Source organism: Leminorella grimontii ATCC 33999 = DSM 5078, assembly GCF_000439085.1.
Lineage (GTDB): Bacteria > Pseudomonadota > Gammaproteobacteria > Enterobacterales > Enterobacteriaceae > Leminorella > Leminorella grimontii.
This window is the reverse complement of sequence record NZ_AUUA01000014.1, coordinates 33,473-46,234: the sequence shown is the minus strand read 5'-3', so window position 1 is coordinate 46,234 and position 12,762 is coordinate 33,473. Positions and strand designations below refer to the sequence as shown.

At 43.7% G+C, this 12,762-nt stretch carries 13 protein-coding genes; 11 read left to right on the top strand and 2 right to left on the bottom strand.

Annotation, left to right across the window (positions count from 1 at the left end):
• Nucleotides 1-7: 7 nt before the first annotated feature.
• Both G544_RS0114610 and G544_RS0114605 read left to right on the top strand, forming a co-directional pair.
• Complete coding sequence (locus tag G544_RS0114610; RefSeq protein ID WP_027275293.1) at nt 8-340, top strand: hypothetical protein; 333 nt, start codon at nt 8-10, stop codon at nt 338-340.
• A gap of 70 nt (nt 341-410) precedes the next feature.
• Nucleotides 411-878, top strand: a complete 468-nt coding sequence (locus G544_RS0114605; RefSeq protein ID WP_027275292.1) for a hypothetical protein — start codon at nt 411-413, stop codon at nt 876-878.
• A gap of 61 nt (nt 879-939) precedes the next feature.
• Here the strand turns inward: G544_RS0114605 and G544_RS0114600 are convergent, their stop codons facing one another.
• Nucleotides 940-2,643, bottom strand: coding sequence for a phosphoethanolamine transferase CptA (locus tag G544_RS0114600; protein WP_027275291.1), 1,704 nt, complete (start codon nt 2,641-2,643; stop codon nt 940-942).
• 425 nt (nt 2,644-3,068) lie between these two features.
• Between G544_RS0114600 and inaA the strand changes: the two genes are divergently transcribed.
• The 9 genes from inaA (at nt 3,069) to G544_RS0114560 (ending at nt 11,392) form a co-directional block, all read left to right on the top strand.
• On the top strand, nt 3,069-3,719 hold the full coding sequence (gene inaA / locus G544_RS0114595; protein ID WP_027275290.1) for a lipopolysaccharide kinase InaA: 651 nt from the start codon (nt 3,069-3,071) through the stop codon (nt 3,717-3,719).
• Nucleotides 3,720-4,178: 459 nt separating this feature from the next.
• On the top strand, nt 4,179-5,237 hold the full coding sequence (gene rfaQ, locus G544_RS0114590) for a lipopolysaccharide core heptosyltransferase RfaQ (RefSeq protein ID WP_027275289.1): 1,059 nt from the start codon (nt 4,179-4,181) through the stop codon (nt 5,235-5,237).
• Nucleotides 5,234-6,358 carry a glycosyltransferase family 4 protein gene (locus G544_RS0114585; RefSeq protein WP_027275288.1) on the top strand — a complete coding sequence of 375 codons (1,125 nt, stop codon included), beginning with the start codon at nt 5,234-5,236 and terminating at the stop codon, nt 6,356-6,358. Before rfaQ ends, G544_RS0114585 begins: the two co-directional genes overlap by 4 nt.
• Nucleotides 6,351-7,148, top strand: a complete 798-nt coding sequence (rfaP, locus tag G544_RS0114580) for a lipopolysaccharide core heptose(I) kinase RfaP (RefSeq protein WP_027275287.1) — start codon at nt 6,351-6,353, stop codon at nt 7,146-7,148. The genes G544_RS0114585 and rfaP overlap by 8 nt, the downstream gene beginning before the upstream one ends.
• Before the next feature lie 26 nt (nt 7,149-7,174).
• The gene (gene waaB, locus G544_RS0114575; protein WP_027275286.1) at nt 7,175-8,260 is read left to right on the top strand and encodes a lipopolysaccharide 1,6-galactosyltransferase; all 1,086 of its coding nucleotides are present in this window, start codon (nt 7,175-7,177) and stop codon (nt 8,258-8,260) included.
• Nucleotides 8,260-9,279, top strand: a complete 1,020-nt coding sequence (gene waaO, locus G544_RS0114570; protein ID WP_027275285.1) for a lipopolysaccharide 3-alpha-galactosyltransferase — start codon at nt 8,260-8,262, stop codon at nt 9,277-9,279. Before waaB ends, waaO begins: the two co-directional genes overlap by 1 nt.
• 21 nt (nt 9,280-9,300) lie before the next feature.
• Entirely contained in the window at nt 9,301-10,008 is a 708-nt protein-coding gene (gene rfaY / locus G544_RS0114565; protein WP_027275284.1) for a lipopolysaccharide core heptose(II) kinase RfaY, read from the top strand.
• Nucleotides 10,005-10,781 carry a 3-deoxy-D-manno-oct-2-ulosonate III transferase WaaZ gene (waaZ, locus tag G544_RS21795; RefSeq protein WP_071783399.1) on the top strand — a complete coding sequence of 259 codons (777 nt, stop codon included), beginning with the start codon at nt 10,005-10,007 and terminating at the stop codon, nt 10,779-10,781. The genes rfaY and waaZ overlap by 4 nt, the downstream gene beginning before the upstream one ends.
• A 38-nt stretch (nt 10,782-10,819) precedes the next feature.
• A complete protein-coding gene (locus G544_RS0114560) occupies nt 10,820-11,392 on the top strand; it encodes a serine acetyltransferase (RefSeq protein WP_036024200.1) in 573 nt (190 codons plus the stop codon).
• 27 nt (nt 11,393-11,419) lie between these two features.
• On the opposite strand, the gene rfaL is transcribed toward G544_RS0114560, so the two are convergent.
• On the bottom strand, nt 11,420-12,637 hold the full coding sequence (gene rfaL, locus G544_RS0114555; RefSeq protein WP_036024198.1) for an O-antigen ligase RfaL: 1,218 nt from the start codon (nt 12,635-12,637) through the stop codon (nt 11,420-11,422).
• Between the last annotated feature and the right edge of the window lie 125 nt (nt 12,638-12,762).

Here is a 12,762-nt window from a genome sequence, read left to right as displayed (position 1 = left end):
TCAGGCGATGGCGGTTTCCTTAGTTACCTATGCCCGGGCGCTGGATAAGCCGGGAGGCAAGATTTATGTCGAGAAAAAGGAGGTACGCCGCGATAGCTATCAGGACGGCGGCGTGAACGTTGACGTATGCGAAGAAACCTATCGGTTTTGCGACGGCGTCGTGCTGCGCCGCGTCGTAGAAATAGACGACGTCTGTGCAGCGCTGGAGTCTGAGGGCGTATGCGCCGAATGTTGGATAAGCTATGACGTTCTAAACAGCGCAGGGATTGACGTTCAGCCAAAGCGGAAGGCGTTTAGCAATACCTGTCAGGCGCGGTTTTGGTTGAGGATGGGGGAGTAGCGGCGCTCTTCTTGTTGTTTTAATAGAGAGTGTTTTTGCATGGAAAGCGTGAAAGTATTAAGGACAGAATATGGAAACGGAATGGTATTCTGAACGAAACCAACGTGAGCTGAACCTTATTTATCCCAACATAGCGGATAACATGAAAATGTTGCCAGAGTTGGATAAGTCAACGATTCAGGACGTGATTGCGTTTTTATTGGCGCTTTTTGAGAGTTCGCACGTTGAGAATATTTGTTATGCAAGGCGCCAGCTGTGGCAAATATCACCTTCATGGCTGGAAGCTCATTTTCTTCCCGTAGTTGAGACGTTAAGCTGCTTGGGTCTGTTCGACTATGAGGATGACTGGCTCTACCGACGTCTATTGGAAGCCATTGCGCATAGTCCTGCGTTATTGGAGCAGGCGATCGTTCGAGGTGAGGGGGCGCTCAACCTAGAGGTTCTGGAAGCGGCTGAGGACTTTAGGCGTTATTTACCCAATGGAACTAATTATTTTGTCACGTTTTTGGCGCAGGAAGACTTAGAGCGCGGGAAATAAAAACGAGGCCGAATGTCGTCGGCCCCACTTGTTTTTATTTTAATCAGAGTAAATAACTACTCTACTGATTCGCCACCTGATCCCCATACGGCAGCTTGTCATAATCTCGCAGCTCGTTTTTCGCGTACGGGTCGCCAATCCAGCGGGTTGCTTCCTTAAATTCCGGGCTGGTCAGAGAGCGCGTGGCGTCGTAGCCCTCGTAGCTTAGGCCGGCCAGATCGGACCAAGTGTGAATAAGCTGCGCGCTGCTGTACTTCCTGTCAACGTAGCCTTTTAGATCGCGCGGGTGCGAGGCCTGCCAGGTTGGCGACGTCCATACGATAAACGGCACGGTGTACATATGGCGTGTCGGCTGCTTCTCGTTGCGACCCTGAATGTCGTGCGGCGGCGTATCGTAGACTTCTTCGCCGTGATCGGAGAAGTACAGTAGGAATCCGTTCGGATCCGTGGCTTTATAGTCCTTAATCAGCGACGCCACGACGTGGTCATTGAACAGGTTAGCGTTGTCGTAGTCGTTGTAAGACTCAAGCCTGTCGGCGGAGAGCCCGGCCGGCGCGTGCTCCGTTTTACCATCAAACTTGCCCCAGTCTTCCGGATAGCGGTACTTGTAGTTCAGGTGCGTACCCAACAGGTGGACGATAATAAACTTTTTAGGCGCCGGGTCGGCCAGCACTTCTTTAAACGGATCCAAGACGTTGGTGTCGTATTCACGGGCGCTCTGAGTGCGCTGCTGGTTCATATAGTACTGAACGTCCGTCTGCTTTGAGAATACCGTCAGCATAGTGTTGCGCTTGGTCATGGTCTGCTGATTGGTTATCCAGAAGGTTTTGTAACCCGCCTGCTTCATCATGTTCATCAGCGACGGCTTGGTCAGATACTCATCGGGATGCTGTTCATCGGCAAAGGTCAGCGCCTGCTGAAGGATTTCAATCGTGTAGGGGCGTGACGTCACGACGTCGTTAAACACCGTCAGATTGGGATCTGCTTTGTGCATAGCGTCCAATTCCGGCGTCGTTTCGCGAGGATAGCCGTAAAGGCTCATATGCCCGCGCTGGGTGGATTCACCTATCACTAACACCAGCGTTCTCGGCGCTTCTCCGGTGCTGTCTTTAAGATTTTTCAGCGGCGGCAGCGCGTTATTCTGATCGAGCAGGCTGTTAAGGCTGCTTAGCTGCTGTTGGTACTTCACATAGCCCATAAGCATCTGCCAGGGAGCTGCAGGTTCCATGCGGGAAGCCAGGTGCGCGGAGCTGGATACGATCAGGGGATGGAGAATAAGCCCGTACAGCAGAGCGAAGGGAACAACCTGGCGCCAGTGGCCGGGAATATAAACCGGACGCAGCCGCGTCCAGAGGAATATTGCGGCCGCGGTATAAAGCACCAGCACGGCCAGCAGCTTGAAGCTGAAGTACTGGCTTGCGTATTCGCTCGCTTCGTTCGCGTTGGTCTCAAACATGGTAAACAGAACGCTTTGAGAGAATTCCTGACCGTAAATGACAAAATAAGCCAACGCGCAGGCGGAAGCCGCCCACAGCACGACGCCTATAACAGCGGCTATCGTTTTGGTTTTATTCGGGAACAGGAAAACAGGGATAAGCCACAGCGAGCTGTAGAGCAGCGAGTCGCGCAGGCCGGTTGTTCCACTGTAGCCGGTAATTAAAATAGTGAGCTGGAGCGCGGTGGAAAAAAACCAAAAGTAAATCAGCACCCAGAAAAGGGCCGACCAGCTAAAAGAAGGCTTGGTCCGTTCTGTCAAAGACATCATAAAGTTCGCCTGTAGGATAAAAAACCTTGCAAGATTAGGTGCCAATTCTTAATCAAAGCTTAACGCCTCTCTCTCTTCGTGAAGCTCAAGATTAAAATGCGGTTGGTGGATATTTTTCGCGTGAAGTTTCCCACTCGTTCCACGGGTTACCTTTGCCAATGCGGGGGTAACGCCATGGTTTGAGTTTGCTATGGCATAATAGTTCTATATTATTATAACTAAAGATTATTATTGTGTTTTTGTAAAGAATGACCGTTTTGATGAGCTAAATAGCGATTACCTTATTTAAAGCTAAATTATCAGGGCCTATTTTTTACAGCTACACTCTGACGTGTATTGCGATTAGATCTAGATCTCATCGAATTGGGGCGACTCCTGATAATCTTATGCCCCTCTAATGAGGGATCATAAAAAGAGTGGTGGTTATGCGTTCTGAACAGGAATTATTGGAGTTTCAATCGTGGTGGGCTACGGAAGGCGACTGGGTCGAAGAACCCAACGTTCGCCGTAAGGGGATGAGCGGCGTTCAGCGGATCGTTAAAGATGGCAAAGTTCTGTACGTCAAGCGCATGACCCAGCATTTGTTCCACTCTTTACGCTATCCGTTCGGGCGGCCGACAATCGTCAGGGAGATGGAGGTTATCAACGCGCTGGCTAAAGTCGGCGTCCTTGTGCCCACCATCGTCTATGGCAAGGCGCTAAAAATTGACGGCGAGTGGCGGGCGCTGCTGGTAACGGAAGACTTAACGGGATTTGTCAGCATTGATCTCTGGTATGAACGGCACCAAAAGACGCCTTATCCTGACGAAGTGCGCTTTGCCATGCTGCGGGCGGTGGCGCATGCGTTTAAAAAGATGCACAGCATCGGGCGTCAGCACGGGTGCTGTTATGTGCGCCACATATTTGTTAATACGCAGGGTGAAGCCCAGGCCGGGTTTATCGATTTAGAGAAGGGCCGCCGCCGTTGGCGCAGAGCCAACGCGATTCGCCACGATTTTCAGCAGTTGGAAAAATACCTCTCGCCGATACCCAAAGAGGACTGGCAGTACGTGAAGGACTACTATTGGTCGCTGTAGTTCTATAAAAAGATTCACATCTTTCAGTGGCCAAATATTTAGCGCTACGCGTATAAATATTTGGCCATATCGGTTCCCCGCTTCGGGCCCGGCTTCGGACGCCTGAGCCGCGCAGGGCTTTTGTTGCTTACACCCGACGCTATTCATTATATAATTCCTCGCTGCGGGCCAGGCGGAGAGGGTTATCAGCGCTTCCTCCTATTTTTTTGCAAGAAACATGGGTAACCCGCTTTGCTACGTTGAGTTTGTTCGATAGCCCGGCCCTACGGGAGCTACGGGTACTGATTTCTTTTTAAATAAGAAAAGCCCCCTTTGCTGGTATAATATGGCTACGAATCAGAAAGGGTATAGTCGTTCAAATAGTGAACGGCGGTAGCGTTCGGGCAGCCGTAAAGCCTGGGGCGGTAGCGTGCCTTTTTCTCAATATTTTCTTCTATTATCAATGATAAAGAGCCTCTAGTGGATAAGCGATTTAAACGAATTCTTATCATCAAAATGCGTTTTCATGGCGACATGTTGCTGACAACGCCGGTTATCAGCACGCTTAAGCGACAATATCCAGATGCGAAGGTTGACGTACTGCTTTATCAGGACACGATGCCGATTCTGTCAGAAAATCCAGAGATTAACGCACTTTACGGAATAAAAAATAAGGGAAGCGGAGCGGGAGAAAAGGTGAGTAACTTCCTGTCTCTTATTAAAACGCTACGGGCTAATCGCTACGATCTGATTGTAAACTTGACCGATCAGTGGATGGTGGCGCTGCTGGTGCGTTTCGTTCCTGCCCAAATGAAAATAACTCAGGACTATCACCATCGGCAGTCGGCGTTTTGGAAAAGCGGTTTTACGCACGTTGTACCAACGGCAGGGCAGCACATCGTTGAACGTAATTTGTCCGCATTGGCTCCGCTAGATATTGAAAATCCGTATACGGCGACTACGATGAGCTACAGGCCGGAGCATTGGGAATCATTACAGCAACGCCTTAGGTCATTAGGTGTAGAAAGCCGCTATGTCGTTATTCAGCCTACGGCGCGCCAGCTGTTTAAATGCTGGGACGATGAAAAATTTTCTGAGGTGATTGATGCGCTTCAGGCCAAGGGGCTTAAGGTCGTATTGACTTCGGGGCCTGGTGCAGACGATCTTGCCTGTATCAACCATATTGCTCAAGGCTGTAAAACTCCGCCTGTCACTGAACTGGCAGGGAAAACCAGCTTTCCTGAACTCGGCGCGCTAATAGATCACGCGGCCCTGTTTATCGGTGTAGATTCGGCACCGATGCATATTTCAGCGGCGGTCAAAACGCCGGTAGTTTGCCTGTTTGGCGCAACGGATCGCGTTTTCTGGCGGCCGTGGACGGATAACGCCGTTGTTCTTTGGGCGGGGGATTACCAGACTATGCCTGAACGGGATCTTCGCGATCGAAATAAGAAATATCTGTCAGTCATTCCTGCAATAGACGTAATTCAGGCTGCGGAGAGGCTTTTGCCGGAGATTGCGCCAGAGGTGAGCGAATGAGAGTCGCCTTCTGCTTATATAAATATTTCCCCTTCGGCGGACTGCAGCGCGACTTTATGCGCGTAGCTAAAACGGTTGCGGGTCGTGGCCACGACGTGCGGGTTTACGTTCAGTCTTGGGAAGGAGACTGCCCACCCGAGTTTGAAGTGATTAAGGTTCCCGTTAAGTCGCATACTAACCACGGAAGAAACGCTGAATATTCAGCCTGGGTTCACGAACATTTAAAACAGCATCCCGTCGATCGCATCGTAGGGTTTAATAAAATGCCCGGTCTGGACATTTACTATGCTGCGGACGTCTGTTACGCAGAAAAGGTAGCGCGGGAAAAAGGCTTTTTTTACCGATTAACCGGGCGCTATCGACACTATGCCGCGTTTGAGCGTGCCGTATTTGAGAAAGGCGTAAAAACGCGTCTGTTTATGCTGACCAACAGGCAGATTGCCGATTTTAAAAAGCATTATCAAACCGAAGACGAACGGTTTCTCATTCTTCCTCCTGGCATCTATCCCGATCGTAAATACGACAGGCAAATCCCGAACGCTTACCAAACCTATCGTGAGAAAAACGGCATTAAACCTGGGCAGCATCTTTTACTACAGGTTGGTTCGGATTTTACGCGCAAGGGCGTAGATCGCTCTATTGAGGCGCTGGCCGCGCTTCCGGATGCGCTTCGTAAGAATACGATATTGTTCGTCGTAGGGCAGGATAAACCGGGACGATTTGAGGCGCAGGCCGAAAAGCTTGGCATAAAACAGAACGTTCACTTTTTCTCGGGGCGTAGCGACGTAGCCGAACTCATGGCCGCCGCCGACGTACTGATGCATCCTGCATATCAGGAAGCCGCGGGTATTGTGCTGATTGAGGCGATTGCTGCCGGATTGCCGGTTATCGTAACCGAGGTTTGCGGATATGCGCACTACATTGCCAACGCGGCTTGCGGAGAAGTGATCCAGGGACCGTTTAGCCAGGAAGCCCTTAATAAGGCGCTCTATCGTGCGTTGAACGATGGCGAGCTTCGCCGTGGATGGGGAGAAAATGCCCGCCGTTATGCCGATATTGAGGATCTCTATAGCCTGCCGGAGAAAGCGGCCGATATTATTTTAGGTGATCGGAATGGTTGAGTTAAAAGAGCCGCTGCTTACCCTGTGGCGCGGCAAAGACGCCTTTGATGAAGTTGAAAAGCTGCAGGGGGAAGTCTTCCGCGCGCTGGAGACGCGTCGGACGCTGCGATTTGAGCTTGAGGGAAAGAGCTATTTCCTCAAGCTGCACTATGGCACGACGCTAAAAGAGGTGATTAAAAACCTGCTTTCTTTTCGCCTGCCGGTCTTAGGTGCCGATAGAGAATGGAAAGCGATCCACCGCCTGAAAGAACTGGGTGTGGATACCATGCAGGGCATCGGGTTTGGCGAAAAGGGATTGAACCCAATTCGTCGTACCTCTTTTATTATCACCGGAGATCTGGCTCCAACGGTTAGCCTGGAAGATTACTGCGCCGAATGGATAAACACGCCGCCAGAGCCGCGCGTAAAAAGGATGATTATCCGCCGGGTTGCGAATATGGTAAGAAAAATGCACGGTGGAGGTATTAACCACCGCGACTGCTACATTTGCCATTTTTTACTGCATTTGCCGTTTGACGGTAATGAAGAGCGCCTGAAGATTTCGGTTATCGATCTCCATCGCGCCCAGATTAGGGATAAGGTTCCTCTGCGCTGGCGGGATAAGGATTTGATTGGTCTTTATTTTTCATCATTGAACGTTGGGTTGACGCAAAGAGACGTTTTTCGCTTTATGAAGGATTACTTTGCTCAACCCTTGCGCGATACGCTGCGTCAGGAACGCGCGCTCTTGACCGAGGCCGGAGCGAAGGCGGAACGAATTAGGGAAAGAACCGTTCGTAAATCACTTTAACGCAAAGATATAGTGGACGTATAACGATGAAAATAGCGTTTGTTGGTGAGGCGGTATCTGGTTTTGGTGGAATGGAAACGGTTATTCGCGATGTGATCCACGCCTTTCGTGAGGCGCCGCTTTCAGCTGAATGTAAAACGTTTTTCTTCTGTCGAAACGACAAAATGGATAAGGGGTGGCTTGAAGGCATTGATTCTGCCTACTCCTTTTCAAATATCAAATTCTCTTTTTTGCGCAGAGCTAAGCATATAAGCGCCTTTACCTCTTGGTTAAAGCAGGAAAGGCCGGACGTAGTTATTTGTATCGACGTGCTTTCCTGTCTGCTGGCCAGTAAGGCGCGCAGTAAGGCTGGGCAGAGCTTCCCACTATTTTCGTGGCCGCATTTTTCGTTGGACCATAAAAAGCACGCGGAATGTGTAACCTATGCTGACTATCATCTCGCTATAAGTTCGGGGATAAAGCAGCAAATGATGGCCAGAGGCATACCGGAAAGCGCGATTAGCGTAATCTACAATCCGGTTTCTCCCAAATCCGTCATTATCCCAGCTCCAGAGGAAGGGGAAACGCCGACGTTTTTATACGTAGGACGCATGAAGTTTGAAGGGCAAAAGAGGATTAAAGATCTTCTTGATGGCCTTTCCCGCGTTCAAGGGCCGTGGAAGCTGCACGTTATCGGCGACGGATCTGACTTTGAACGCTGCCAGTCCTATGGGCGTGAGCTCAATATTGACAAGCGTATCACTTGGCACGGCTGGCAGTCTCATCCTTGGGAAGTGGTTCAAGAGGATATTCAGAAGGTTACTGCGCTGTTGTTGACGTCGTCGTTTGAGGGATTTCCCATGACGTTATTGGAAGCTATGTCATATGGTATACCGTGCGTTAGTGCGGACTGCATGTCTGGGCCTAGAGATATTATCCAAGACGGAATTAATGGTTATCTTTATGCGCCGGGGCAGGTGGAAAAATTCTCTTCTATCTTGGATGGTTTGATTAAAGGCGAAAAGTGTATTGATCGCAGCTCTGTTCAGGCATCCATTCTCCGTTTTTACAATGATTCTTACTATGATGGGCTGAATAGCGCCATTTTTACCAGTATGAAAAAGAGTTCATGATGAGCAAAACGTATTTTAATGAAGCCGAAGTTATTCGAACCGTCATGGACTTCAATCACTCGGAAGGAGGCAGTGAGAATGCCTTCAATATTGCTTACGGTATTGATAAGAACTTCCTGTTCGGCTGTGGCGTTTCCATTGCTTCAGTGTTGTTAAGCAATCCTTCTGGGCACTTTGTTTTTCACGTGTTTACTGACTACTTTAGCGACGACGACAGACAGAAGTTTGACGATTTAGCCGCCCAGTATAAAACGCATATTTCGGTTTATTTGATTGACTGCGAAAAGCTGAAGTCGCTGCCCAGCACGAAGAATTGGACTTACGCTATCTATTTTCGCTTTATCATTTTTGACTATTTTGCCAGCAGGCTGGATCGCATCCTGTATCTTGATGCCGATATTGTTTGCCAGAATAGCGTTGATGAACTGCTTAGTCTTGAGTTTGCAGGGGGGGCTTGTGCTGTCGTTGCTGAAGGTGAGGCGCCGTGGTGGAAGAAGAGGGCCGAAGCCCTACGTTGTACTGGGATTGAGAACGGCTATTTCAACACGGGCTTTTTATTTGTTGACTTACGTGCGTGGCAGTCGCAGAAGATTACTTTTCAGGCAATAGAGATGCTGCAGAAAGCAGAAGTTGCCCAATTGGTTTCTTTTCCCGATCAGGACGTTTTGAACATGATCTTCTCGGGCAACGTTCTGTTTTTGGATAAGAAATACAATACGCAGTTTAGCTTGAACTATGAACTCAAGGAGAAGGGGAGTTTTGTTGTTCCGATAAATGAGCATACTGTGTTTATACACTATATCGGTCCAACCAAGCCTTGGCATAATTGGGCTGTGTATGAAAGCGCCGAGCCATTTTTTATTGCGAAAAGTTATTCTCCGTGGAACGAATATCCTTTACTGAAGCCAACGAATAGCAATCTTTATCGATATTGTGCGAAGCATCAGTTTAATCAGAAATATATTTTTCCTGGCCTTCTTTCATATGTAATGTACTTTATTACAAAATTATTTTATTGATATGATTTAATAGAGTCGGTAATGATTATTGAAAATAAAGTTAAAAAATATACAGTTTATACGAAATGTGATAGTGATTTTTTTATAAGCGTATTTAAAGATTTTCTGAATTTTAATTTAGATATTGTACGGATATTTAGAAGCATTAATGATACAAAAGTAATGCTAATTAATACTTCTAGAGGGAAATATGTATTTAAAGTTTTTGCTCCTAAAGATAAACGTTTTGAAAGGTTTGCAAAATCTTTTATCAAGGGGGATTATTACCTTAATCTTTTTAAACAAACAGATAGAGTTATTAGTGAGGGATTGAATTTTCCAAATGATTTTTATCTCTTGGCTGAAAGGAAAGTCTTTAATTATGCAAGCATATTCATTATGATTATAGAGTATGTTGAAGGTATTGAACTTGTTGATTTTGATGAGGTTAGTAAAGAAATAAAAGAAGAAATCTCTGAAAAGGTGCAGTTACTTCATCAGCATAATATGGTATCTGGAGATCCCCATAAAGGTAACTTTATTATTTCTCCATCGGGAGTAAGGATTATAGATCTTTCAGGAAAGAAATGTAATTCTCAGCGTAAAGCTAAAGATCGTATAGATCTGGAAAGGCATTTTGGAATTCCTAATAGAATAGAGGATCTAGGATATTACTGTTTGATATATAAAAAAATAATTAGATTGAAGGTAAAAAATATAAAGAATAAGATCAGGGAGGTGTTTAAGTGAATAACAATATATTCATTACTAGAAAAAATATTGATGAAATTATTCTTAAAAAGAATTCTAAAGATGTTATTATATTTCTTTCTGGTCCAACTTCTAAGAAAACACCATTATCCTTGTTAAATAGTAATGATGTTGTAGCTGTGAATGGTTCTGCTGGCTATCTTATTGAAAATAAAATAAAACCATTTATATATGTATTAACTGATTTTAGATTTTTAGAAAAAAGGCGAAAGGATTTCCTTCAGTTTGTGGAGAACAGTCAATTTACAATAGTAAATGACGATGTCTATAATCATGCCCCTGAAAGTGATAAGAAATATATCTTAGAGAATTGTTTAATTATAAGGTCCTTTTATAAAAGAGAAAAAGGAGGAGCATTAAAAAAACTGAAGTTTGAATATATTAAGAGAAAGAATAATGCGATTTTAATTGATGTTCCTTTTTCTAAAAGGAAAAGGCTAACTGGTTTTTGCTTAGACATTAGTTATGGTTATTGCTCTTGCCATACAGTAGCGTTTGCAGCTATCCAGATTTGTTATTCTTTAGGATATTCTAGAATAATATGTTCTGGCCTAGATCTTACAGGGGGGTGTCAACGATTTTATGCTGAGGATAATCCATTACCTTCTGAATTGAGCAATGATTTATGGAAAATTCTGCCATTTTTCTCTTTTATGAAACGAAATGTTCCTAATATTAATGTGTATAACTTATCGGATGATACTGCTATAAGTTATGATGTTATTCCTCATATTAATTCTTATGAGATATAAATTTTTATTTAAGGAGCCAAGGACTAAAGGATGTATGTATGAAAGATATTTATAATAATGACTTTAAATTTTTTAAAGAATGTTTACACGTGGAGGTTGTGGGTAAGACCAGAGATTTCACGTGGGGACGAGTTTTCAGAAGATATTTTAAACAACCTAAGAAGAGATATTTATTTTGGTGGAGGTTGGCATCTTTTCTTTATGATAAGAAAGGATTATACCAAAAATTGGCTGAAAAAATTAATAATTGGTTAATGTTAAAATATGGAACGGAAATTGCCCTTGGAGCTCAAATCCAGCCAGGTCTTTATATAGCTCATTACGGAGGTATAGTCATTTCCAGATATTCTATAATTGGGAGAAATTTCACAATTAGGCAGAACACTACGATTGGACTAAGTCATGGCGGGACTAAGGCTATTGCAATTGGAGATAATGTTGATATCGGGTGTCACTGTTGTATTATTAGTAACGGTCTAATAATTGGAGACAATGTGACTATTGGAGCGATGTCTTTCGTTAATAGGAATATTCCTTCGAATAATCTTTATTATACTAAAAAAGAGAACGTTATTAGTCCACGCTTTATTGATAGTAGTGATATTAAATAGTGTAGTTTAGACTTTCTATGTGTTTTTCTATTCATCTTTTATTTTTAATATAATAGAAAATCCCATAAGCATAGCTATATTTCCTAAATAAACAGTTTCGAATGCCCCTCTTATAATATAGTCACCTATTAATATTAATAAGATAAGTAACCAGCACTCTTTAACTATAGGCGATGAATCATTTTTGAATCCGCATATACAGTTCCTTATTAGTATAATTAGCATATACCAAAATGCTACTAATCCTAATAATCCTGCAGAAAACCATATTGATAATGTGATATTATGAGGGCCTATGGACTCTCTGAATACCCATTGAGGGTAATCTTTGATTCTATCATTATATACCTTATGAAAGACGTTATCCCCGAAACCATAACCTTTTATTGGATTTTCTAAGATTAAGTCCATAGCAGAACCTTGAGTTCCTCCAGCATATCGATGGCTACTACTTGTTTGCTGTAATTTATAGAAAAGAGTATTGAATTGTTCGTGATTTTTTACATACGCGATAGAGAGAAAAAGCGACAACACTATTATGGCTATAGTTGGTAATTTCCATTCTTTTTTTAGAATACACCATATAAATGTGGGCACTATTATCGATAGCCATGTACCTCGTTGCATTGTTCCTAAAATCATGAATCCAACAATAAGCGATAATAAGAAAACAATAATTTTTATTTTAATTGTATTCTTTTTCCATAGGAATAGTAATGTAGGAGCTATGAAAATAAGTGCATCAGATTTATATTTATGTTCATAATCCGTAAATGGCATGATTCCAACATTATACTCTTTAATATATTGCCAGAAGTCAGTTATTGCGATAGGTATGATAGAAATAATTAGGGAGTATATAAATAATTTTGCAATCTCTTCTTTCTTTTCTGAGTAAAGAATTATCGGTATTATGAATGAGATAACCAATATTTTTGAGAAAATAACATCAAAAAATTTCTTTAGGCTATAAGATGGATCTATCGATATTGATATTGAATAAACTATTGATACAGAGAATAATCCTAATGATATAGTTAAGTTATTTTTAACAATATCAAATATTTTAATTTTATTTTTGATTAAATAATAGATGGCTGTAATATACATTAGTATAACAACACAATTTTTGTATCGCGTTACATTATTTAAGAAATATAATATAATATACGATGAAATTAAACACTTATTCCATAAAGATATATGATAAGAGTCATTGCTTTTCATTTTTTTAACTAGCGTCATAAGTTTTCCAATCATCATTCTTAGTGTGGTATCAGGAACGCTAACTAGCATATTTTTATTAGTAATATTATTGTGTTAGAGATTTACTTTGTAGATTAAAACGAGCCTAATGTTTTTCTCTAATA

Excerpts from the sequence above, each read along its gene's own strand:
- waaB (WP_027275286.1), top strand. The coding sequence starts at position 7,175 with ATGAAAATAGCGTTTGTTGGTGAGGCGGTATCTGGTTTTGGTGGAATG.
- rfaY (WP_027275284.1), top strand. The coding sequence starts at position 9,301 with ATGATTATTGAAAATAAAGTTAAAAAATATACAGTTTATACGAAATGT.
- inaA (WP_027275290.1), top strand. The coding sequence starts at position 3,069 with ATGCGTTCTGAACAGGAATTATTGGAGTTTCAATCGTGGTGGGCTACG.
- G544_RS0114585 (WP_027275288.1), top strand. The coding sequence starts at position 5,234 with ATGAGAGTCGCCTTCTGCTTATATAAATATTTCCCCTTCGGCGGACTG.
- waaO (WP_027275285.1), top strand. The coding sequence starts at position 8,260 with ATGAGCAAAACGTATTTTAATGAAGCCGAAGTTATTCGAACCGTCATG.
- rfaP (WP_027275287.1), top strand. The coding sequence starts at position 6,351 with ATGGTTGAGTTAAAAGAGCCGCTGCTTACCCTGTGGCGCGGCAAAGAC.
- G544_RS0114560 (WP_036024200.1), top strand. The coding sequence starts at position 10,820 with ATGAAAGATATTTATAATAATGACTTTAAATTTTTTAAAGAATGTTTA.
- G544_RS0114600 (WP_027275291.1), bottom strand. The coding sequence starts at position 2,643 with ATGATGTCTTTGACAGAACGGACCAAGCCTTCTTTTAGCTGGTCGGCC.
- rfaL (WP_036024198.1), bottom strand. The coding sequence starts at position 12,637 with ATGACGCTAGTTAAAAAAATGAAAAGCAATGACTCTTATCATATATCT.
- G544_RS0114605 (WP_027275292.1), top strand. The coding sequence starts at position 411 with ATGGAAACGGAATGGTATTCTGAACGAAACCAACGTGAGCTGAACCTT.
- G544_RS0114610 (WP_027275293.1), top strand. The coding sequence starts at position 8 with ATGGCGGTTTCCTTAGTTACCTATGCCCGGGCGCTGGATAAGCCGGGA.